The sequence below is a fragment of the Bacillus sp. EKM501B genome (assembly GCF_011800505.1).
Classification (GTDB): Bacteria; Bacillota; Bacilli; order Bacillales; family Bacillaceae_G; genus Bacillus_A; species Bacillus_A cereus.
The window spans coordinates 1-22,365 of record NZ_JAALFZ010000019.1 but is presented as its reverse complement, the minus strand read 5'-3'; the positions used below and the strand labels follow the sequence as shown (position 1 = coordinate 22,365).

Here is a 22,365-nt window from a genome sequence, read left to right as displayed (position 1 = left end):
AGAGGAGAACATATGAAAAAGAAACTTACTATTTTATTTAGCATGATGTGTATTTTAGTATTAGCAGCATGTGGTCAAACGACAGCCAATGAAGAGGCAACGAAAAAAACGGAAAAAAGTAATGACCCAAAAATTGCTTCAATGTCTATTCATTTAACGAATGATTTACTTGCATTAGGAATTACACCAGTAGGTTCTGTTATTGGTGGAGATTTAAAAGATTTCTTACCGCACGCTAAAGAGAAGTTGAAAGATACGAAGAAGCTTGGTGTTGTAACAGATCCGAATATGGAAGCGTTACTTCAATTAAAGCCAACTGACATTTATGTTGATGAAAAATATGCTGGTAAAGATGTAGCGAAATACAAAAAAATTGCAAAAACACATTCTTTCAATTTAGATGAAGGTACGTGGAGAGATCATTTAAAACAAGTTGGTAAACTTGTAAACCGTGAGAAAGAAGCAGATAAATATATTCAAGATTACGAAGAGCAATCAAAACGAGTAAAAGGTTTAATAGATAAAGAGCTAGGTAATAACGAAAAAGTAATGGCAATTCGCGTTACTGCAAAAGAATTGCGTGTATTTAGTACGAAAAGACCGATGGGACCAATTTTATTCCAAGACTTAGGGTTACAGCCTGCAAATGGTGTAGAGAAAATTGATGGAAACCGCCCTTTCGAAGTCATTTCACAAGAAGTATTACCTGACTTTGATGCAGATGCGATTTTCGTTGTTGTAAATAGAGATGATAAAGCAAAAGCAGCATTTAAACAACTTCAAGAAACGCCAATTTGGAAAGACTTAAAAGCAGTTAAAGGCAAGCACGTATACATTATCAATGATCAACCATGGCTGGACTATTCTGCTTTAGGAAACAAAATGGCAATGGATGAAGCGGAGAAAATGTTTACGAAATAATATAGTTTTGCTATTAGGAAAGGCCCTCTAAATTTGGAGGGCCTTTCTATTATTGTTAGAATAAATAAAAAATTATACAATGAAGTTAATTCAATATGGAGGAGATGTGCCAATGTCAGCGCTTATTGTAAGTATCCCGTTTATGAAACGGTTTATGGAATAAGGGGATAAATAGTCTAAAATAAGTATCCCTGTTATTTAAAAGGGGGAGTTTGAAATGACAATGAATCTTTTTCGAAATAAAACGATTAAATTATCAGCTATGAGAGAAACAGATGCTGAAGTAATGGCTATGTGGCAAGAAGATAGTGAGTATTTAAGAAATGTTGATACAGATGTAGCATTCCCGCAATCTTTAAATGAAATAGCAAGTGATGAGTTATTAAAAGGACGGAGATCGAATAGTGTTTCTTTCATGGTAAGGACAGTTCAAGAAGATCGCTTAATTGGTTTTGTGGCGATTCATGGTATAGAGTGGAATAACAAAACAGGTTTATTAGCCATTGGTATAGGAGATGCGAATGATAGAGGAAAAGGATATGGGAAAGAAGCAATACATCTTATTCTAAAGTATGCTTTCTATGAATTGAATTTACACCGCATCGGTCTCGATGTTATTTCGTATAATAAACCTGCCATTGCATTGTATAAAAAGATGGGTTTTCAAATGGAAGGCTGTATGAGAGAAGCGGTTCAAAGAGATGGGAAGTGTTTTGACCGTATGATTATGGGGATATTGCGGGATGAATGGATAGAGCTGCAAGGTTAGAAAGTACATTCGAAATTATATATGTAGTATGCAGGAGATATAATGGTAATTGGCGAAAATTTACAGTGTGTTGATTGAATTTATAAGGAGTCATGTAAAATGAATTTAGAAAAGGCAAAACCAGTAAATGAAGAGGTCGCCGAATTAAAAGAACTTATTAAAGAGTTACACGGAAGTGTGCACCAACTTCAAAGTGAAGTGCAGCAACTAAGGCACGAAAGACCAGTTGTTGAAGTGAGAAAAGGTGTTCAATTATCACCAACAATTGTCGGACAAATTGGTGGTATGATTTTAGGTGGTTTAGCAATTATCGGTATATTTTGGTGATGAAAAAAGGTTTGCAGCACGGATGCTGCAAACCTTTTGTATTTGACGATATAATTTCATGCAATGCAACTTTTACATTAAATAACGTAAATATATATAAGCATGTGATAACAAGAGTGCAACAATAGTTAATGGTAAACCAATTTTTAAGAAGTCCATATAAGAGAAGCCATGTCCTTCACGTTTTGCAATACCAGCAACGACTACGTTTGCAGATGCACCGATTAGTGTTCCATTTCCTCCTAAGCAAGCTCCAAGAGATAACGCCCACCATAGTACTTCGATTTGCGGAGAATCGACAGATAGTCCGAGTCCTGTAGCTAAGTCTTGAATAAGAGGAATCATCGTTGCGACAAATGGGATGTTGTCGATTGTCGCAGATGCGATGCCAGATACCCATAAAATAAGTATAGCTGCGAATCCGATGTCACCGTTTGTTACGTCGATTACTTCTCTTGCAAGTGAAGAGATAAGTCCGATATCAATTAACCCGCCAACGAGAACAAATAATCCGGCGAAGAAGAAAATGGTTACCCATTCAACATGGGCAAATACATCTTCAATATCATGTTCTTTCACGCCGATTAACATAAGAAGTGTAGCGCCTGTCATCGCGATAACAGCAGCGTCTACATGAATAATCGAATGAAGTACGAAGCCTAAAATAGTTAGTCCTAAAATCGAAATAGATTTTAAAAGGAGGCTTTGATCTTTAATGTAATCTTTTTCGTTTAATGCCATTAGTTTTTCGATTTGTTCAGGTGTTGTTTTTAGTTTGTTACGATACATGAAGTAAATAATGCCAAGTGTCACGATAGAAATAATAATTACGATTGGAGCTAAGTTAAGTAAAAAGGCGTTAAAGTCTAAATGCTTGTTTGCTGATCCAATCATAATATTAGGTGGATCACCGATTAATGTTGCTGTTCCGCCTATATTTGAAAACAGCACTTCTGAAATCAAATAAGGCACAGGATTTACTTTTAAAATACGTGTAATGGATAATGTAACAGGAACGATTAATAAAACAGTCGTTACATTGTCCAAAAATGCTGATCCGACAGCAGTTAATAGGGATAGTAATAATAAAATGCGAATCGGTTTTCCACCAGCTGCTTTTGCCGCTTTAATGGCCACAAATTCAAAGACGCCTGATTGACTCGTAATATGTACGAGAATCATCATCCCAATTAAAAGGGTAATCGTTTCCCATTGAATATGTGATGTGAAAGCAGTATGTAAATCTACAACTCCAAAAATAATCATAATAGCAGCACCGAATAGTGCGATTACAGCACGATTCAATTTCTCAGAAATAATAAATCCGTACGTGATTAAAAATACGGCAATTGCAAAATAATATTGCCAATTTGCTACTTCATGTGCTGACTGTTCCAATCATGTCACCTTCTTTAAATTATGTATTCAATTGTCGAAATGTATCTCGCTGCAATAATACGGGATAAAATATATTGTAGCAAATTCAAAAAAGAAAGAAAACTATTTAACAAAGTGAAGGAAAAAATGTATTTTTTACATATCATATAAAAAATATAAAAAACACAGTGCAAATTATTAGGAAAAGTGAGCGTTGTCCTCTAATATAGAGATAGCAATTTACATTATTTTTGCGTAAAATGGTTTAAAGAGGTGAATTCCGATGGAAATAGTAAAAGATAGTTCTCTTATTCAAAATGAAATTGAACGTTTTGTAAATAAAGATGTATATATTCATTTAGAAACGACAAACGGAGCGTATGCATCACACATAAATGAAAAGATGATGACAGTTGGTGCTTTCATTCGAAATGCGATTATCCGTTTTGAACGCGGGAAGATAACTGGAACAAATCCATACCGAGTTGGTTTGAAAATGGATCACGGTTGGGTATATGCTGAAGGTATTACGCACTGGGAAGTAGACGATCAAGAGCGTTTATTATTAGCTGGACATGATAATTTAGGTCGTCTAGCAGTTGCACTTGAGTTAAGCTTAACACCATTTAAGTAAGAAGGAGGGAAACTTATGGAGAGACATGTACTTGTTGTATTTCCGCATCCAGATGATGAAGCATATGCTGCGGGAGGAACAATTCGCTTATTAACAGATCAAGGAGTACCTGTAACGTATGCATGTGGTACTCTAGGACAAATGGGACGTAACATGGGTAAGAACGTATTCGCTAACCGTGAAACGATTCCACATATCCGTAAGAAAGAATTGAAAGATGCTTGTGAAGCGATGGGTATTAAAGATTTAAGAATGCTTGGCTTCCATGATAAAACGTTAGAATTTGAAGATGTTGATTTCGTTGCTGACAAAATTGAAGCAATTATTCAAGAAGTAAATCCATCTCGAATTATTACATTTTATCCAGAGCACGGTGTACATCCAGATCATAATGCATTTGGCCGCGCTGTCGTTCGCGCTGTATCACGTATGCCAAAAGAAGAGCGCCCAGTTATCCATGCTGTTGCGATTACGAAAAATCGTGAAGCAGTATTAGGAGAACCGGATGTTGTAAATAACATTAGTGAAGTATTTGATCATAAATTAACTGCATTAGGTGCGCACCGTTCACAAACAGAAGCAATGCTTGAAGACACGCATGCAAAAATAAAAAACAAAGATGCAGCAACATTAAAATGGCTGCAACTTGAACAGTTTTGGACTTATAAATGGGAGTAGGCTAGAAGGATACCTTCTAGTTGCTCTTACATAGAAAAAGCGCCGTCACTTGTGATGGCGCTTTTTCTTGTTGAAGACTATATATTTCTTAGGGTGCTTCAAAATTTTTAAATTAACGTGCAGTATAGCCTCCATCAACAAGAAGTGTTGTACCGTTAACAAAACTAGCATCATCACTTGCTAAAAATAAGACAGCTTTAGCGACTTCTTCTGGTGTTCCAAGTCTGCCTTGTGGATGAAGTGAAGCTAAATATTCTTTCTGTTCAGGATTAACACTACCAAGTAAAGGGGTGTCAATATAACCGGGGCACACCGCATTAATACGTATTCCATATTTAGCGTAGGCAGTACATAAATTTTGAGTTAATAGTTTCACACCACCTTTTGCAGAGGAGTATGCTGTTGGGGTAGGTAATGAAACAAAACTATGAATTGAACCAGCGTTAACGATGACACCACCTGTACCTTGTTTAAGGAATTGTTCAATCGAATATTTATCAGAAAGGAATACCCCAGACAAATTAATATCAATAGTTCTTTTCCACTTTTCATAGGATAATTCGTTTGCTGGTGCATCATCAGCAACGCCGGCATTGGCATACATAATATCTAATTTACCGTATGTACTTACTGTCTCATGAATTAGCTGTTTAATATCTGCCTCTTTTGTTACATCAGTTTTAATAAATAACGTATTATATCCATGTGCATTCAATTCATCTGATAGTTCTTTTCCACGTTCAGAAAAGTCAGCAATAACTACTTTTGCACCTTCTTCGATAAAAAGACGAACAGTAGATTCGCCAATTCCACTTGCACCACCAGTTATGATTGCTACTTTGTCTTTCAATTTCATATAAACCTCTCCATTCATCAATGAATTTAAGTCGAATTTTTAAATCTGGTTATATCACTATTAACCTTAAATAGTAAGTAGATAGAAGAAAAAGCTCGCGTTTACTTAATTGTGAGAGTGCTATTTTTTCTTTAGTGTACTTTTTGATACAGTTATGGACTAAAATATTAATTTGGTCAATCTTATCATTAGATTGAATATTTGGTAAAGAGCTCTCGAACAGAGCGAGTACGGATGCTGAAAAATTAAAATAAATATGAAGTATTATTTGTAGGGTAAGGAACAAGGGGGAGAGAAGCATAATGAAAACTACTACTCTATTTAAATAGGAAAAAACCTTGCAGGGGGCAAGGCTTTAAACAGGGTATTAAAAATGATTGATTTATTAAGAAGAACTTCTTCTTGTGAATAAACTAATTTTAGCATGATAACTCATATGTATGTGTTACGAATTTGTGAATAAAAACTCAATGATAAAAGTATGAGTGAAAGGAAATAATGTATTTGAAATATGTATTATTACACAAAGTTTAGTTGAAATAGTGAGGAAAATAAAAAAGCGCAATGAGCAAAATAATTAAAAGACGAATTATATGAAAGATTAGTTGAACGCCTAATATTTAATTTGTTTTACTATATTATTAATTCCGATGATACAAAATTCAAGAAATGACTTATCAATATAAAAACAAAAAGTCCTTAGAATCTACGGCTTTAATATGAAAAGATTTTAATCATTGGGCATAAGGGAATTCTATATTGATTGGTTGAAAGAGGGGATTTGTATATGTAATTTCTTTTTTCATTTAATTCTTTAGAACCTATTTTTAATAATGTATATAAGAAGCGTATATTTTGAATTATTTAATAGAATAATATATATTTATATTGATTTAGTGATTTTAGTTTGTTAAAAATGGGGAAATCGATATGAAGGTTAAATTTGCCGTAATAAAAGATGAGAGCTTTGATTGTAGTTTATTGGAAACAAAATTATTGAAAACTTTTAAAGAAGTAGATTGTGAAGCAGATATTGTAAAGGTTGAGGATGAAATTTTTGAAAACAATGATGTACAAACGCATTTATCAGAAATAACCATTCATGTTACTGGAAAAAATATTGGATATAGATCCGTTTCAGCCAGTATATTTATTGTTCTAGAGAGTTTATCAATACAGCTATTTCGTATTCATATTAGTATACTTTAAGCAGTTCAAAAATTGGCTTCTTCAGAAAATCATACTGATTATATGGAGTTGTAAATATGAAAACAATAGAAATTATCGTAGGTGCTCCCGAATGGTGGATTGCACCTTGTTTGTTGTTAAATAAACAAGGGATTCCTTTTCTAATTTTAATGTATCTCAACGCTAATTTATAAATAGAAGAATGGAAACATGTGAGTAATTCAATTAGATTGTACAAAAAAATTGGTACGCGGATATACGCAATGTATTCACAGGTAAGAGGGTTGTCTCATAATATATATAGATTTTTCTATTAAGATGAACAGAGGGTGTGAATATATGGAAGATGTTTACGCTAAAATTGACAATCTCAAGGCGGAGCAAAAAGAAATTATGAGAGACATTCGAAATTTAGAAACGCGTACCACTATTAATGAGAAAGACATAGCAACAATCAATAAGCAATTAGAAAAAATAAGTACAAACACTACTTGGATTTTGCGAATTATTATTAGCGCGATAATAATGTCAGTTTTAGGATTAATATTAAAAGGAATGATTTAGTCTTGTGAAATAGAACGATATAAAAGAAAGAGGGGAGCTCCCTCTTTCTTTTATGTAAATGAGAATCTATAAATTTTCCGTTTCCTTTTCGTCTGCATACTTATCCTCTAAGGAAATTAATAGAGGGATTGATATAGTTACTAGAATGATTAAAGTAGTTATAAAAGATTTAGAAAGAGAAAAAGAACCTTCAATTAAAGGTGATAAAAACTTGAATGAAAGTATACTTGTTATTAAGGAAATTACTAAAAAGCTAAAAAGAGAGGTATTTTTATTCTTTATAGATGCCTCTATAAAGTCTTTAACACAGGTTATTACAACAAATATAGTTAATATGATAAGAGAAACAAAATAATGTGTTAAATTCGTCATACTAATAGTAGAATCGTCTATTATGTAAGCAAGTAACTTAGATACTAATATTCCTCCAAACAATAAAATAATAAAAGCAAGTAATCCTTCCGATATATAAGTGCTGAAATTGTTTTTCTTGTTAAAAAGCTTATAGTTCAGAGTAGATTGGATTATTTGAATTAGGAATAGGGTAATAATCCATACATAATACACAAAGGGTAATCCTCCTGAGAATAGAGAAATTAGGAAGTTTACTACTGTCCTTAAAATTTCAATCATTACGAAAGTCCTCCTACTTGTTCAACTTTATGACATTAGGAATATATGAGTCTATCATTTTATAATCAGGTTCATTAATTCAAACTATTTCTAATTATTCCATAATAAGGCGTTCATATCAAGTTGTTATCTTTTATGGCGTTTATTATTTGTTCACTAATATAAAAAGAGCATTCGAAATGATAATACTAGAAAAATAAAATTAATATGTAATATAATTGAAAAAGTATATTTAAAAATCGATGTTAATATTACCCTCCTATAAGTATTAACATACGTAATTGAGGTGTTTTCTTTGTTGTTTTATGACCGGATTTCTATAATGGCCCCTCCTGTTCCGTAGCTAAGGAAAGTCTTTTTATTTCTGAGATTTTCAAAGTTATAGGAGGGTATGAAAAATGAAAAAAGTCTCAGTACCATCACTTTTGTTAATGATTATTCTTGTCGCATTTCCGCAAATTAGTGAAACGATTTACACACCGTCTTTACCTGACATTTCAAAGGCGTTACATGTAAGTAATAATGAGGTGCAGTTAACGCTTAGTGTGTATTTTGCTGGATTTGCTTTAGGTGTATTTTTTATTGGATGGCTATCAGATATAATTGGCCGTCGCCCAGCAATGTTATTTGGAATTGTCGTATATGGCGCTGGGAGTTTCTTGTGCTTTATTGCAAATTCCATTGAAGTTTTATTGGTAAGTCGTTTTATTCAAGCGTTTGGAGCAAGTGCAGGATCAGTTGTGACGCAAACGATTCTTCGTGAAAGTGTAGAAGGGCATAAGAGGCATGTTATGTTTGCTCAAATTTCAGCAGTCATTGCTTTTACACCAGCGATAGGACCGTTAATTGGTGGCTTTCTTGATCAAATGTTTGGATTTAAAATAGTATTTTTAAGTTTAGTAGTTATGAGTATCGGTATTTTTCTGTATACGTTTGTTTCTCTTCCTGAAACAAAAACGGGCTCAGTAACGAATAAAATAAATGTATTTTCAGTCTTGAAGAGGTTAATTACAAATCCAAAAGTGGTAACGTATGGGCTATTAATTGGAGGAGCAAATGGTGTTTTATTTAGCTATTATGCAGAAGCGCCGTTTATCTTTATTGAATACTTTCAGTTATCGCCTAGTATGTATGGCTTTCTAGGAATTGTTGTAGCGTCTGCTTCTATTGTTGGAGCGAAAATTTCAAAACGTTTACTTGCTACTTATAAACCAGAGAAAATTATATATATCGGTTGTCTTGTAATGACAGGAGGAGCTATCCTTTTATCTGTTATTACGTTTGTGGGATCAAATCCGAATGTAATATATATGGTTGTATTTTTAATAGCGATGTTTATATTGCTATTAGGAATTGGAGTAGCGTTACCTAATTGTTTAAGTTTAGCGTTAGTAGATTTTCAAGATGTCATTGGTACAGCTGGAGCGTTGTTTAGCTTAGGATACTATGTAATTGTAACGATGACAATTTGGGGAATGAGTCAATTGCATACGGGCTCGTTACTGGTGATGCCACTTTATTTTCTAGTTATTGTAGTTATAATGGCAGTGTTTACTAGGGTATTTATCTTTGGTAAGCAAACTTCGAAATCGATTTAAATATGAAATTGTAAAAGAGTCTCATTTTTTAATGAGACTCTTTTATATTTTATCCCGTTGTTTTGAGGCAGAAAGGTTTCTGCCTCAAAATTTGGCTGGGGTAAAGAAGTTAGTAGTTTATTAATATATTAAATTTCTTATTGGTATATGAATCGAATGTGTGGGAAATTACGTTATCAACTATAAAGGTTGAAGTATTTGAGATATGAAACCGAGGAAGATAGCATCTCCTCGGTTATTTATATTGTAATAATATACATGCCGGAATCATATTGAATAGATGTATTTTATTGTTAATTTAGTTAAAAATTAATCAGACTTATGTATAATAATTTATTGAAAAAATAATTGAATTTTTCAGATTAATGAATTAATATAAGGTAAGTAATTTTAAGATTTATAGAATATTGGAAGATGAAAGGTTTTGAGAATTTTATTAGGAGCACAAAACGATTTTAGGATAGCTTTAAAGCTAGTGTAAAATGACGTTTGCTTCATCATTTTCAGGGCCGAAAGGAATTAGGGGAAAGCATCTTGTGTTAAAATGCGGCTATGAATCATCTAAGAGGGGGAAGTGAAGTGGCAAACAAAGAATTGAAAAGAGGTTTAGAAGCACGTCATATTCAAATGATTGCTTTAGGCGGAACGATTGGTGTTGGTTTGTTTATGGGATCAGCCAGCACAATTAAATGGACAGGTCCGTCAGTAATGCTTGCTTATGCAATTGCAGGTATTTTCATCTTCTTCATCATGCGTGCCATGGGAGAAATGTTGTATATGGAGCCAAGTACAGGCTCATTTGCGACATTCGGTCATAAGTATATTCATCCACTAGCTGGTTATATGACAGCGTGGAGTAACTGGTTCCAGTGGGTTATCGTTGGGATGTCAGAAATTATCGCGGTTGGAGCGTATATGCAATATTGGTTCCCGGATTTACCAGCTTGGATACCAGGTATAATTGCAATGGTTATTCTTGGTGCAGCTAACTTAATTTCTGTTAAGTCATTTGGTGAATTTGAATTTTGGTTTGCGATGATTAAAATCGTTACGATTCTATTAATGATTATTGCAGGGTTTGGCCTTATTTTCTTCGGAATTGGTAACGGCGGAGAAGCGATTGGCATATCTAATCTTTGGTCAAATGGCGGTTTCTTTACAGGTGGTTTTTCAGGATTCTTCTTTGCATTATCACTTGTAGTTGGAGCGTATCAAGGTGTGGAATTAATCGGTATTACTGCTGGTGAAGCGAAGGATCCAAAGAAGACACTTACAAGAGCGATTCAAAGTACAATTTGGCGTATTTTAATTTTCTACATCGGTGCTATTTTCGTTATTGTAACTGTGTATCCGTGGGATCAATTAAGTACAATTGGTAGCCCGTTCGTAGCAACTTTTGCGAAGGTTGGTATTACGGCAGCAGCTGGCCTTATTAACTTCGTTGTTATTACAGCAGCAATGTCTGGTTGTAATAGTGGTATTTATAGTGCTGGACGTATGCTGTATACGTTAGGTGTAAATGGACAAGCACCGAAATATTTCACGAAACTTTCTGGAAATGGTGTACCTTTATTCGGTACAGTTGGTGTAATTATCGGTTTAGCGGTTGGTGTTGTTTTAAGTTATATCGCACCGAAAAACTTATTCGTATATGTATATAGTGCGAGTGTACTTCCTGGTATGGTACCATGGTTCGTCATTTTAATTAGTCAAATTCGTTTTAGGAAAGAAAAGGGAGCAGAGATGAAAGATCATCCGTTCAAAATGCCATTTGCTCCTGTAACAAACTATTTAACAATTGCCTTTTTAATTATGGTATTAATCGGAATGTGGTTTAACGATGATACACGCATTTCATTAGTTGTAGGTATTATTTTCTTAGCTATCGTTACAATTAGTTTCTATGCTTTCGGAATAGGAAAGCGAGCTCCGTTAGACGTTCAAAATAATAAAGAGATTTCAAGTAAATAAAGAAGAGGCTGTTCATCTGGAACAGCCTTTTCTTATTGTTGTTATTTGTTGATAAATCGATATACCTTGTCGAATCGTTGATATAATTTGATTTGTGATAGATATATTCGAAAAATCGTTGATATATTGTACGTTATGATAGATATATTCGAAAAATCGTTAATATAATTTCACATACTACCTATCACTATCATGATTAAAATTTCTCTAATACGATTTTCCCAATGGTGTGCCCGCTTTCAAGTAGTGCATGTGCTTTTTTTAGTTTTCAGCGTTAATCGGTGTTAATGTTTCATTTAAAGTAAGAATCCTTTACTTCTATATTATAGTTGGTGAAATACTGCTATGTAAAAAAATACCCTCTTTTTTATGCAAGCTGCACTGATAGTCTAGAAGGAGTTTATTTCTAAAAAGAAGAATTTTTTAATGTATTACTTTATCCAAAACTAAATGTAAAGGTGGATACATAATGACAGTAAAGAAACTTTATTTCATCCCAGCAGGTCGTTGCATGTTGGATCATTCGTCTGTTAACAGTGCGTTAACACCGGGGAAACTATTAAACTTGCCGGTGTGGTGTTATCTTCTGGAGACGGAAGAAGGTCCTATTTTAGTAGACACAGGTATGCCAGAAAGTGCAGTTAATAATGAAGGGCTTTTTAACGGTACATTTGTTGAAGGACAGATTTTACCGAAAATGACTGAAGAAGATAGAATCGTGAATATATTAAAGCGTGTAGGGTATGAACCAGACGACCTTTTATATATTATTAGCTCTCACTTACATTTTGATCATGCAGGAGGAAACGGTGCTTTTACAAATACACCGATTATTATGCAGCGAACCGAATATGAGGCAGCACTTCATAGAGAAGAATATATGAAAGAATGTATATTACCGCATTTGAACTACAAAATTATTGAAGGGGATTATGAAGTGGTACCAGGTGTTCAATTATTGTATACGCCAGGTCATTCTCCAGGCCATCAGTCGCTATTCATTGAGACGGAGCAATCCGGTTCAGTTTTATTAACGATTGATGCATCGTACACGAAAGAGAATTTTGAAGATGAAGTGCCATTCGCAGGATTTGATCCAGAATTAGCTTTATCTTCAATTAAACGTTTAAAAGAAGTTGTGGCGAAAGAGAAACCAATTGTTTTCTTTGGTCATGATATAGAGCAGGAAAAGGGTTGTAGAGTGTTCCCGGAGTATATATAGTGCAAAAAGTCATGAGTTCGCGTGCTCATGACTTTTTCATTTAAATAATTTTTTTAAATAAATTATAAACTTTTTTTGAACTATCTTCGTTTAACTGATAGTACGTAAGGTTTACATCATCAGGAGTATCTTGCTGAGCAATCATCACTTCGCTGCTGTGATGATCAACTACCCATATGAAATATTTTTTATAAGTTCCATCCTCGAAAGTAATCCACATATCACAATCTATTAAATCTGATCCTTCTTCATCCAATGTTAATTTGCCTTTTTTTGCGGTATTCATACTGTTAATAAACGTTTTTAATTCATCTGTTTTTGTGAGAAAGATATCCTTTTTTGTTTTAATTGATTCTACATGTATATCTTTTATTTCCTGTTTACCTAAAAAAACAGGGGGCTCATTTGGATCTCGCGAGCTTGAAATAATAGTAGCTTTCTTTTTCGGTTTGTTTGCAGTATAGAGATCTTGAATAGATTTTCCCGAGTTTACAAACCATACAATTCCACAAATAATTAATACGCTACCTAGCAATAAAATAATTTTTTTAATAGAGTTTTCTCCTTTCTATTATTTCGTGTGAAGAGCTTTTCTATTAATATATGATAGGTAAGCGTAAAGTATTATAGTTGAACTTGGTTATGCTTCACAGTTTTTATCGGGCGATCTATGAGTAAATTGTAAGTGAGCCCAATTAATACGAAAATGCCACCGATAACTTTACCGATTGAGAGTTCATTTGTCAGGAAGAAATCAATAATAGTCCCCGCAAATAATTGTCCGATAAAGATGAGTAATGTTAAATAAAAGGCTGATATTTTAGGAGTAATATAGTTGGATAATGAAATAACGATAACGCCTACTAATCCGCCTAAGTACACAGCAATAGGAATAGATTGTAACGTCTGCATTGGAATATACAATGAATCTGAACTGAAAATTAAAAATAACATAGAGAAAAATAATCCAGTAATATAATTAAAAAACGTGCCTTCCCAATTTCCGATTTTCGCTGCTAAATTCGCGTTAATAATTCTAGCAACAACGATAGAAACACCAGCTAAAATAGCGATCGTAATATATAACATTTTCTTGCCCCCATTAATAAATTGTCATGATTATAATTCCAGAAGAGATGAAACATAATCCAATTAGTTTTTTCTTTTCAAACTTTGCAACTTTCATTCCTAATAAGCCGAAATGATCGATAATGATGGAAGCAATAGATTGACCGAGTAAACTTAATGCGATCGTAATAGAAGCACCAAGGACGGAGAAACTTATATTGTTAAAAAGAACAGTGAATACTCCAATCGCTCCAGCGCTATATAAAAAAAGTGGAATACTTTTATCGAAACGAATTTTATTTTTGTTTATGATTAAAATGAAGATAACTGCAATTAAACCGACAAGGTGAATGACAACGCTTGCTGTATACTTTCCAATTAACTCGGATAAAATTCCATTCAATGGAAGCATAACGGCGATGAGCACACCAATAAAGACAGAAAGAAAGTTATACAATGTAATATCCCCTTTATATTTCATATTTGTAATGACTGTATCATGCTGAAATTGTGTATTGTTATGACATATGTCATAGTGGAAGAAGAAAATTTTGATTACAATGGGGATGAGTTGTAAAGGTGGGGAACTATGAAGAAAGTATGTAATTCTAATAAATTAGCAGAGTATATAAAGCAAAATAATATTGATTCATTTTTTAGTCATGATATGAAGCCATATATGGAACTTATATTTTTTAAAAAGAATGAGTTTATTTGTAGAGAAAATGAAGAGATAGATTATTTATATTTCTTTGTTGAAGGAAAAGCGAAAGCATTTAACACATTAAGTAACGGAAAATCGGTATTATTATGTTTTTACGATAGTTTGCAGTTACTTGGAGATGTGGAGTTAATTCATTCTCAAAGAATCACTTCAAACGTACAAGTGATGGCAGATTCGTATTGTGTGGGTTTACCTTTAGGAAAGGTGAGAAATAAGCTATTTCATGATGCGAAATTTTTAAGATGTATTTGCGGATCATTAGCACATAAATTAAACCGACTTTCCAAAAACAGTACAATTAATTTATTGTATCCGCTTGAAAATAGACTTGCGAGTTACATGTTAGCAGCAGGAGAACGAGCAGTTCAGCATGAAAATAGAATTGTGTTTAGTGGGAATTTAACGGAAATAGCGGAGTTGTTAGGAACGAGTTATCGGCATTTATTACGTACTTTGAATCTCTTTTGTGATAAAAATATAATCAAGAAAAACAATGGTTGTTTTGAAGTAGTGAATGTAGAAGTTTTGAGGGAATTGGCTGCAGATGTTTATAAATAATATATTAAAGTAGGGATTAAGATGAAAATAGCTATAATTTCAGATATCCACGGAAATAGTCACGCTTTAAAATCGGTATTAAAAGATATTACACGTCGCAAGGTCGAAATGATAATAAATTTAGGAGATAGTGTGTATGGGCCGTTAGAGCCTTTAGAGACAATTGAAATATTAATGAGTAGCGAGATGATACATATTAAAGGCAATTGTGATCGCATGCTTTGGGAACCTATACAAGAGCAATCTGCTACACTAACTTTTGTTCAAAATCAATTAACAAATTATCATATAGGTTGGTTAAAACAACATCCTTCACAATTTATTGTAGACGATATGTTATGTTGTCACGGTACGCCAACTTCAGATGAAGTGTATTTGTTAGAAGAGATGAATGAGAATGGTGCAATATTAAAGAATGAAAAAAATATAATGGATCAACTCCAAAATATAGAACAAAAAATAATAGTATGTGGTCATACACATATTCCTAGAGTTGTTTATTTAGCGAACGGAAAGATCATTATAAATCCAGGAAGTGTAGGACTTCCAGCATACAAAGATGAGTTACCTGTTATGCATAAAATGGAATCAGGAACTCCGCATGCAAAATATGTAGTGATAGAAAAGGTTTTGGGAGAATGGACAATTGAACAAATTTCAGTTCCTTATAATTGGGAAGAAGCTGCTGGATTGGCTGTTCAACAAGAAAGATATGACTGGGCACAGGCGCTAAAGACTGGGAAGATAGAATGAAGGGGAGTTTACTTTATGGTAAACTGCTCTTTTTTATTTTGAGTAGATATTGAATTATATAAAAATAAAATGTTATGATTATGGAAACGTATGAATATATGAACAAGTATTCATATGTAAAGGAAGGAGGGATTAGAATGAAAGACCTAATTATTATTGGAGCGGGTCAAGCTGGATTAACAATGGGATATTACTTGAAGCAAGAAGGATATAATTTTTTATTACTTGAGGCAGGAAACCGAATTGGGGATTCATGGAGAAATCGATATGATTCTTTGCAGCTTTTTACCCCAAGGTCTTACAGTAGCTTGCCGGGTATGGCGTTAATAGGTGAAAAAAATGAATTTCCATGTAAAGATGAAATTGCGACTTATTTAGAAGAATATGCAAGACATTTTCAATTACCGGTACAATTACAAACGGAAGTTCTAAAAATAAAGAAAGAAAAAGAAATATTTGAATTACATACTCCTACAGAAATTTTACAAACGAAAAAAGTTATTATCGCATCAGGTGGTTTTCAGCAACCATTTATTCCCTCAGTTTCAGCAAATCTATCATCACATATTTTTCAAATACATTCATCACAATATAGATCATCATCGCAAATTCCACAGGGGAAGGCACTTGTAGTAGGTGGTGGAAATTCAGGAATGCAAATAGCAGTAGAACTTGCAAAAACGCATGAAGTTATGTTGTCTATTAGTCATCCTTTAACGTTTTTACCGTTACAACTTTTTGGAAAAAGTATTTTTAATCTGCTAGAAAAAGTGGGTTTATTGTACGCTGAAATAAATACAAAGAGGGGAAGATGGTTTCAGAAGAGAAAGGACCCTATTTTCGGTTTGGAGGGTAAGAAACTTATTCGGAATAGAGCAATTAAACTGCAAGAAAAAGTAGTAAGTGCATCAGGAAATAACATCATGTTTCAGAATGGTGATACTTATAGTGCAGAAAGCGTTATATGGTCAACTGGTTTTGTTCAAAATTATAATTGGATTGAAATTGAACAAGCAGTGAATGAGAAAGGATTTCCTAATCATATAAAGGGAATCAGTCCAGTAAAAGGATTGTATTATATCGGATTGCCGTGGCAATCTCAAAGGGGTTCTGCACTTATTTGTGGTGTAGGAAAGGATGCAGCATATTTGCTTTCTGAAATCAAAAAAATAGATCAGTAGCGATAACTACTGATCATCCATATGTACATGAATTAGGAGAGGTCAAACATTTATTAACTTTATTATAATAGATTTTTACGGGGTTAAAAACTGAAAATTCAAATTTAATGTTGAGAAAGTTTTTTTGTATCGAAATATATGAAAAAATAGGGATTTTTATTAAAACAGAAAAAGATATTTCTATTTTAGTAAATTATGATATAGTCTAAATAAGCGTTTTTTTTCATAAATGTAATTATTTTCATTGTAGTTTTGTTTATATGAGGGAAGGAGAAGTAATTATGAAGTTTGATGATCAACGCTTATTAGGAGTCCGATTAGGTTCTGTACTTGTGACAGAGGAAAATCAATATTTAGTAATTAAGAAAAAAGATCATTATGCACTGTTAAATATACATAATTTAGAATGCACTCATGTTGAAGTGCAGTTAGAACATTTGGAAGAAATGTTGCGGGAAGATTTCCAAGAAAGTATAACGGAAATTATCGCACCAGAACATATAAAAATTGTTGCGAAAAATGTTATATAGATAAAGAAGCTGGAAGGAACAGCTTCTTTATTTTCATTATAAGGATAACGTTTTTACAACCTCACCAATGATCCCTTCCATTTGATGAACACCTAAATCGGAATTGGTCATAATAACAGCACCATTCCCGCAGTATGGATAACAAACCATCATACATTGAAATCCGACGCTCCATCCGAGTGAATAAACCTGTAATTCTTCATTAGAATCATCAAGAAAAACACCTAATCCAGTCCATTTTGAGCAACCTTGAGGAGAAATCATGTCTATTACTAATTTTTGAGAAAGTTTTAGTTTACCCTTTCCTTGTAAGGAATGAATGATTTCAATAACTAAAGCTGATAAGTTAGTGAAATAAAACAAATGAAAGTTAGTAAGGGGGAACATTTATGGAATTCTGGATGGTTATACTGATATTAGCCTTTGGTTTCATTTATATCGCTGAAAAATTAGCTACAATTGAAAAGAAAAATGATGTGCGTTTAAAGAGAATTGAAGATAGATTACAATTAATTACGAAAGAAATGGGAATTGTAGAAAGAGAACCTGAAATTAATAAAGAACTACGCCAGCTTGTAGAAGAAGGCAAAAAAGTTACAGCAGTTAAGAGAGTAAGAGAAGCTTTTGGTTTTTCCTTACTAGAAGCGAAGCAATATGTTGATAAATTATAAAAAAGATCATCCATTTGGGTGATCTTTTTCACTGCACCATGCGTGTATTTACATAAGCGGCGATAATAAAGTGTCCAATTATATGGAACAAACATTTGAGATGAATTGTCTAATATAGGTAATAACTATTTAGCTTGAAAGAAAGGGTTGATGACATGAAAAAGAATACGTTGTTAAAAGTAGGATTATGTGTAGGTTTACTAGGAACAATTCAATTTGTTAGCACAATTTCTTCTGTACAAGCATCACAAAAGGTAGAGAAAACAGTAATAAAAAATGAGACGGGAACCATTTCAATATCTCAGTTAAACAAGAATGTATGGGTTCATACGGAGTTAGGTTCTTTTAATGGAGAAGCAGTTCCTTCGAACGGGCTAGTTCTTAATACTGCTAAAGGACTAGTGCTTGTTGATTCTTCTTGGGATGACAAATTAACGAAGGAACTAATAGAAATGGTAGAAAAGAAATTTCAGAAGCGCGTAACGGATGTCATTATTACACATGCGCACGCTGATCGAATTGGCGGAATAAAAACGTTGAAAGAAAGAGGCATTAAAGCGCATAGTACAGCATTAACTGCAGAACTAGCAAAGAAAAATGGATATGAAGAACCGCTTGGAGATTTACAAACCGTTACAAATTTGAAGTTTGGAAATATGAAAGTAGAAACATTTTATCCAGGGAAAGGGCATACAGAAGATAATATTGTCGTATGGTTACCGCAATACAATATTTTAGTTGGAGGCTGTTTAGTGAAATCTACGTCCGCGAAAGATTTAGGAAACGTTGCGGATGCTTATGTAAATGAATGGTCTACATCGATTGAGAATGTGCTGAAGCGATATAGAAATATAAATGCAGTAGTGCCTGGTCATGGAGAAGTAGGGAACAAAGGATTACTTTTACATACATTGGATTTATTAAAATAAGAAATTGTAGAAATACAAAAGAGAGGAGAAATAATTTTCTCCTCTCTTTCTTCTAACTATATTTAAATGCTGAATCTGTTGATTACGTCAGCATATATTACTGAGATTTTAATTCCAAGTATACAAATACTAGTACTGTCATAATTGCTATAACAACATAAGTAGCATCAAGCATTATAAGTGTTTTTAAAGTTTCAGTCATCGTAATTCACCCCTGTTATAAAAATATAACATGATCTTTTTATTGATTAGATAAGAGATCATAAAGATAAAATGTATATGAAATTTCTTAAGTAGCTTCTATATAAATATATCATATAAATAATGTAAGTAATGTTAAGATAATGTAAATGTATTGTAAATAAAAAGGTTTACAATAAAGACTTTAATAAAAAATGATAGTTCCTTAAAATGACAAATGCGCTCTTCTTTCTATTGAATGATAGAAAGAAGAGCGTATTTTTATATCTATTTCATATGTGATGAATTGCAACTATTTGTACATGGGATTCAAAAATTTTTTTCGTTGTATATATTTCTCCAAATTAATTAGCTATTTAAAAGTATCGAAAGATGTGTGTACACTAATGCATATTTTTTAGTGTCAATAAAAATATTATGTCAACAATATGAACTGTCACAAATCTTTATATATTATTGTGATTGATATCACATCACTTTTTTTCAATGGGTATTATGCTTAAGGTGTAATGAATGATTGGGAGAGGGTGGGATGATATGTTTTGTTATCAATGTGAACAAACGCCAGCAGGCGGATGTAAAGTAATGGGTGTGTGCGGCAAGAATGAAACGATTGCGAGTTTACAAGATACGATTGTGTTTGGGCTAAAAGGAATTGCAGCTTATCGCACACATGCTGCTCAGCTAGGATATACGGATGCATTTGTAGATGCTACAACACAAGAAGCTTTATATATGACATTAACAAATTCTAACTTTAACGAACAAGAGCATATTGATATGGCTATGAAAGTGGGGAAATCAGCTTTACGGGTGATGGAATTATTAGATGAGGCACATACGAATCATTTTGGTGTGCCAGAGCCTGTACAAATTACACAAAATCGTGTAGAAGGTAAAGCAATTGTAGTTACGGGTCATAATTTATTTGCACTAGAAGAACTATTAAAGCAAACAGAAGGAAAAGACATTAATATTTATACGCATTCTGAAATGCTACCAGCACACGGATATCCGCAGCTGAAAAAATATAAACATTTAAAAGGAAACATCGGTAAGGCATGGTATGATCAAAGACGCCTTTTTGAAAAATTTACTGGTGCCATATTAGCTACAACGAACTGTGTTATGCCAATTAAAGGCTCGTACTCTGATCGATTCTTTTCATATGACATTGCAGGTTTAGAAGGTGTACAAAAAATTGAAAATGATGATTTTACACCATTAATTCAAAAAGCACTAGAACTTCCAGAAGTACATATGGAGTCGGATGAACAGTTAGTGACAGGGTTTCATCATAATACAGTATTATCATTAGCTCCAGAAATTATTGATGCAGTAAAAGAGGGGAAAATAAAGCGTTTCTTTGTTATCGCCGGTTGTGATGCACCGGGAAAAGGCGGAGAATATTATCGTGAATTAGCAACGTCACTTCCGCCAGAAACGGTTATTTTAACAACTTCTTGCGGGAAATTCCGCTTTAATGATGTGGATTACGGTGTTGTACCTGGTACGGAAATTCCGCGTTACATTGATTTAGGACAGTGCAATAATTCAATTTCTACAGTGAAAATAGCGGCTGCTTTAGCTGATGCTTTCCAATGTGAAGTGAATGAATTGCCAGTAAGTATTGTGCTATCATGGTTTGAACAAAAAGCGGTTGCCATTTTACTCGGGCTATTTAGTCTTGGGATTCAAGATATTCGCATCGGTCCAAAGGCTCCTGAATTTATTTCACCTGGCGTGCTTGATGTATTACAAGAAACATTTGGTTTAAAACTAATTACAAATGCAGCAGAAGACATGGCTATGATGTTATCGTAACGGAAAAGATGTTTTCACTTAATTGTAGCTTTATAAATCATTTGTATGTATGTGAGTAAACGTACATACAAATGATTATTAATAAAGAAAATCTGCTATATCTATAAATTTTATAATTTTATAAAGCTTTTAAAGTGTAACACCACATGCCCATCACCTTAAGATTTTAAGTATCCCCAAAACGAAATTTCTACATGAATATCTATAATTTTACCTCTTTTTCATTTGATTTGAAAATAAGCTTTCTATTTTTAAAAACCAACGATACCACCTCAAAATATATGAATAAAATCCATTCATTTATTAGGAAAATGGATTGAAAATAATAAGGTAGACTAAAAATTAAAATATTATTTATGATAATCATTCTTTTATAAAATTTAAATTAGAAATAGCCCTACTCATTTTGATTGCGCATTTTCAAAATGGAGGGGCTTTTTTTACTGTAAAATCAATAACTGCAGCTTATTTTTGTTGAAAAAATTCTCATTCTTATTTTGAAAGTGATATGGGTACATTTACATTCACATCAATCTTTTATTATGAAGTGGCCCTTGAATATATTGTTTTTTATTGACAGACATAAAAATGATTTATTTGCTGTATTGATAATTTATAGACGCTATAATAAAATGTTTACGTATATATAAACCTAATTTATTCTTGTTTGGTTTTATTGTGAGGTTAGGCAGTGTTAATAACAATAAAATAATGAATATATCACCTGCAAAAAGAATGAAACCAATACGGAGAAGATGATTTCGTTAAAAATTCGAAAAATAAGCGTTATTAGCTCTTGAAGAAAAATGACTAGAAAAATTATAAGCATATGGAAAATAGGGTTATACAAAAAGTCCTAAAGGGGGACGGAATTATGGAGAAAAGAAAGTATTCAGTAACACCACAAGATCGAATGAATTATGTATTAGGTCTTTATTCTGCAGATCAACAAATTAATGCAGTTCTTTATTTTCCTGTAGGTATATCAAAGGAAATACTTGAAGAATCAGTAAGGATAACGTTGCAATTGCAACCAGTTTTGAACAGCCGGTTTGTAGAAAATGATATTCCTTACTGGGAGGAACATTCATCTGACACTAACTCATCTATTTGCTTTTTTGCAGAAGGAAATAATCAAGAACTTGAAATAATGGCAATAGATTTTATTAAGGAACCTGGTGATCGTAT

General features: G+C 33.0%; 23 protein-coding genes and 4 pseudogenes. 18 read left to right on the top strand and 9 right to left on the bottom strand.

The window, feature by feature from the left end:
* Positions 1 to 12: 12 nt before the first annotated feature.
* The 3 genes from HFD78_RS24100 (at position 13) to HFD78_RS24090 (ending at position 2,017) form a co-directional block, all read left to right on the top strand.
* The gene (locus HFD78_RS24100) at positions 13 to 921 is read left to right on the top strand and encodes an iron-hydroxamate ABC transporter substrate-binding protein (RefSeq protein WP_000728230.1); all 909 of its coding nucleotides are present in this window, start codon (positions 13 to 15) and stop codon (positions 919 to 921) included.
* 217 nt (positions 922 to 1,138) lie between these two features.
* A complete protein-coding gene (locus HFD78_RS24095; protein ID WP_000178506.1) occupies positions 1,139 to 1,690 on the top strand; it encodes a GNAT family N-acetyltransferase in 552 nt (183 codons plus the stop codon).
* Positions 1,691 to 1,789: 99 nt separating this feature from the next.
* Positions 1,790 to 2,017 (top strand): coiled-coil domain-containing protein, encoded by a 228-nt coding sequence (locus tag HFD78_RS24090; RefSeq protein ID WP_001047304.1) that lies wholly within the window; start codon positions 1,790 to 1,792, stop codon positions 2,015 to 2,017.
* A gap of 72 nt (positions 2,018 to 2,089) precedes the next feature.
* Here the strand turns inward: HFD78_RS24090 and HFD78_RS24085 are convergent, their stop codons facing one another.
* On the bottom strand, positions 2,090 to 3,415 hold the full coding sequence (locus tag HFD78_RS24085; RefSeq protein WP_000437992.1) for an ArsB/NhaD family transporter: 1,326 nt from the start codon (positions 3,413 to 3,415) through the stop codon (positions 2,090 to 2,092).
* A gap of 262 nt (positions 3,416 to 3,677) precedes the next feature.
* On the opposite strand from HFD78_RS24085, the gene HFD78_RS24080 reads away from it, so the two are divergent.
* Both HFD78_RS24080 and bshB2 read left to right on the top strand, forming a co-directional pair.
* Complete coding sequence (locus HFD78_RS24080) at positions 3,678 to 4,028, top strand: YojF family protein (protein ID WP_000407045.1); 351 nt, start codon at positions 3,678 to 3,680, stop codon at positions 4,026 to 4,028.
* Between the two features lie 15 nt (positions 4,029 to 4,043).
* Entirely contained in the window at positions 4,044 to 4,706 is a 663-nt protein-coding gene (bshB2, locus tag HFD78_RS24075) for a bacillithiol biosynthesis deacetylase BshB2 (RefSeq protein ID WP_000439483.1), read from the top strand.
* 112 nt (positions 4,707 to 4,818) lie between these two features.
* On the opposite strand, the gene HFD78_RS24070 is transcribed toward bshB2, so the two are convergent.
* Positions 4,819 to 5,562: an SDR family NAD(P)-dependent oxidoreductase gene (locus tag HFD78_RS24070; RefSeq protein WP_000768017.1), complete on the bottom strand. Its 744-nt coding sequence runs from the start codon at positions 5,560 to 5,562 to the stop codon at positions 4,819 to 4,821.
* Between the two features lie 930 nt (positions 5,563 to 6,492).
* Here HFD78_RS24070 and HFD78_RS24065 point away from each other — a divergent pair.
* Positions 6,493 to 6,771 (top strand): hypothetical protein, encoded by a 279-nt coding sequence (locus HFD78_RS24065; RefSeq protein WP_000865018.1) that lies wholly within the window; start codon positions 6,493 to 6,495, stop codon positions 6,769 to 6,771.
* 318 nt (positions 6,772 to 7,089) lie between these two features.
* Positions 7,090 to 7,314, top strand: a complete 225-nt coding sequence (locus HFD78_RS24060) for a hemolysin XhlA family protein (RefSeq protein ID WP_000390458.1) — start codon at positions 7,090 to 7,092, stop codon at positions 7,312 to 7,314.
* 66 nt (positions 7,315 to 7,380) lie between these two features.
* On the opposite strand, the gene HFD78_RS24055 is transcribed toward HFD78_RS24060, so the two are convergent.
* Entirely contained in the window at positions 7,381 to 7,947 is a 567-nt protein-coding gene (locus HFD78_RS24055; protein ID WP_000570049.1) for a DUF5823 family protein, read from the bottom strand.
* A 398-nt stretch (positions 7,948 to 8,345) separates the two neighbouring features.
* Here HFD78_RS24055 and HFD78_RS24050 point away from each other — a divergent pair, with 398 nt between their 5' ends.
* Together HFD78_RS24050 and HFD78_RS24045 are read left to right on the top strand one after the other, a co-directional pair.
* The gene (locus HFD78_RS24050) at positions 8,346 to 9,545 is read left to right on the top strand and encodes a multidrug effflux MFS transporter (protein WP_097998353.1); all 1,200 of its coding nucleotides are present in this window, start codon (positions 8,346 to 8,348) and stop codon (positions 9,543 to 9,545) included.
* Positions 9,546 to 10,124: 579 nt separating this feature from the next.
* The gene (locus HFD78_RS24045; RefSeq protein WP_001284405.1) at positions 10,125 to 11,516 is read left to right on the top strand and encodes an amino acid permease; all 1,392 of its coding nucleotides are present in this window, start codon (positions 10,125 to 10,127) and stop codon (positions 11,514 to 11,516) included.
* Between the two features lie 196 nt (positions 11,517 to 11,712).
* On the opposite strand, the pseudogene HFD78_RS24040 reads toward HFD78_RS24045, so the two are convergent.
* Positions 11,713 to 11,819, bottom strand: a pseudogene (locus HFD78_RS24040) (zinc-binding alcohol dehydrogenase family protein); the annotation flags it as partial.
* Between the two features lie 166 nt (positions 11,820 to 11,985).
* On the opposite strand from HFD78_RS24040, the gene aiiA reads away from it, so the two are divergent.
* The gene (gene aiiA / locus HFD78_RS24035; RefSeq protein ID WP_000216578.1) at positions 11,986 to 12,738 is read left to right on the top strand and encodes a quorum-quenching N-acyl homoserine lactonase AiiA; all 753 of its coding nucleotides are present in this window, start codon (positions 11,986 to 11,988) and stop codon (positions 12,736 to 12,738) included.
* Positions 12,739 to 12,778: 40 nt separating this feature from the next.
* Here the strand turns inward: aiiA and HFD78_RS24030 are convergent, their stop codons facing one another.
* From HFD78_RS24030 to HFD78_RS24020, 3 genes are all read right to left on the bottom strand, one after another.
* Positions 12,779 to 13,273 carry a YhfM domain-containing protein gene (locus HFD78_RS24030; protein ID WP_070756838.1) on the bottom strand — a complete coding sequence of 165 codons (495 nt, stop codon included), beginning with the start codon at positions 13,271 to 13,273 and terminating at the stop codon, positions 12,779 to 12,781.
* 89 nt (positions 13,274 to 13,362) lie between these two features.
* Positions 13,363 to 13,827 (bottom strand): DMT family transporter, encoded by a 465-nt coding sequence (locus HFD78_RS24025; RefSeq protein ID WP_000965802.1) that lies wholly within the window; start codon positions 13,825 to 13,827, stop codon positions 13,363 to 13,365.
* A gap of 13 nt (positions 13,828 to 13,840) precedes the next feature.
* Positions 13,841 to 14,287, bottom strand: a complete 447-nt coding sequence (locus HFD78_RS24020) for a DMT family transporter (protein WP_002005482.1) — start codon at positions 14,285 to 14,287, stop codon at positions 13,841 to 13,843.
* A gap of 108 nt (positions 14,288 to 14,395) precedes the next feature.
* On the opposite strand from HFD78_RS24020, the gene yeiL reads away from it, so the two are divergent.
* The 4 genes from yeiL (at position 14,396) to HFD78_RS24000 (ending at position 17,552) form a co-directional block, all read left to right on the top strand.
* The gene (yeiL, locus tag HFD78_RS24015) at positions 14,396 to 15,088 is read left to right on the top strand and encodes a transcriptional regulator YeiL (protein ID WP_000754858.1); all 693 of its coding nucleotides are present in this window, start codon (positions 14,396 to 14,398) and stop codon (positions 15,086 to 15,088) included.
* Between the two features lie 21 nt (positions 15,089 to 15,109).
* The gene (locus HFD78_RS24010) at positions 15,110 to 15,841 is read left to right on the top strand and encodes a metallophosphoesterase family protein (RefSeq protein ID WP_000684254.1); all 732 of its coding nucleotides are present in this window, start codon (positions 15,110 to 15,112) and stop codon (positions 15,839 to 15,841) included.
* A gap of 137 nt (positions 15,842 to 15,978) precedes the next feature.
* Positions 15,979 to 17,022 (top strand): flavin-containing monooxygenase, encoded by a 1,044-nt coding sequence (locus tag HFD78_RS24005; protein ID WP_000653879.1) that lies wholly within the window; start codon positions 15,979 to 15,981, stop codon positions 17,020 to 17,022.
* Between the two features lie 281 nt (positions 17,023 to 17,303).
* Positions 17,304 to 17,552 (top strand): hypothetical protein, encoded by a 249-nt coding sequence (locus HFD78_RS24000; protein ID WP_000666948.1) that lies wholly within the window; start codon positions 17,304 to 17,306, stop codon positions 17,550 to 17,552.
* A gap of 36 nt (positions 17,553 to 17,588) precedes the next feature.
* On the opposite strand, the pseudogene HFD78_RS23995 reads toward HFD78_RS24000, so the two are convergent.
* Positions 17,589 to 17,903, bottom strand: a pseudogene (locus tag HFD78_RS23995) (penicillin-binding protein); the annotation flags it as partial.
* Between the two features lie 38 nt (positions 17,904 to 17,941).
* Here HFD78_RS23995 and HFD78_RS23990 point away from each other — a divergent pair.
* On the top strand, positions 17,942 to 18,223 hold the full coding sequence (locus HFD78_RS23990; RefSeq protein WP_000397719.1) for a hypothetical protein: 282 nt from the start codon (positions 17,942 to 17,944) through the stop codon (positions 18,221 to 18,223).
* A 28-nt stretch (positions 18,224 to 18,251) separates the two neighbouring features.
* On the opposite strand, the pseudogene HFD78_RS30150 reads toward HFD78_RS23990, so the two are convergent.
* Positions 18,252 to 18,332 (bottom strand): annotated as a pseudogene (locus HFD78_RS30150) (DUF3784 domain-containing protein); the annotation flags it as partial.
* 46 nt (positions 18,333 to 18,378) lie between these two features.
* Here HFD78_RS30150 and bla2 point away from each other — a divergent pair.
* From bla2 to HFD78_RS23975, 3 genes and pseudogenes are all read left to right on the top strand, one after another.
* On the top strand, positions 18,379 to 19,152 hold the full coding sequence (bla2, locus tag HFD78_RS23985) for a BcII family subclass B1 metallo-beta-lactamase (RefSeq protein WP_000742467.1): 774 nt from the start codon (positions 18,379 to 18,381) through the stop codon (positions 19,150 to 19,152).
* A gap of 738 nt (positions 19,153 to 19,890) precedes the next feature.
* The gene (hcp, locus tag HFD78_RS23980) at positions 19,891 to 21,177 is read left to right on the top strand and encodes a hydroxylamine reductase (protein WP_016512509.1); all 1,287 of its coding nucleotides are present in this window, start codon (positions 19,891 to 19,893) and stop codon (positions 21,175 to 21,177) included.
* 874 nt (positions 21,178 to 22,051) lie between these two features.
* Positions 22,052 to 22,365, top strand: a pseudogene (locus HFD78_RS23975) (hypothetical protein); the annotation flags it as partial.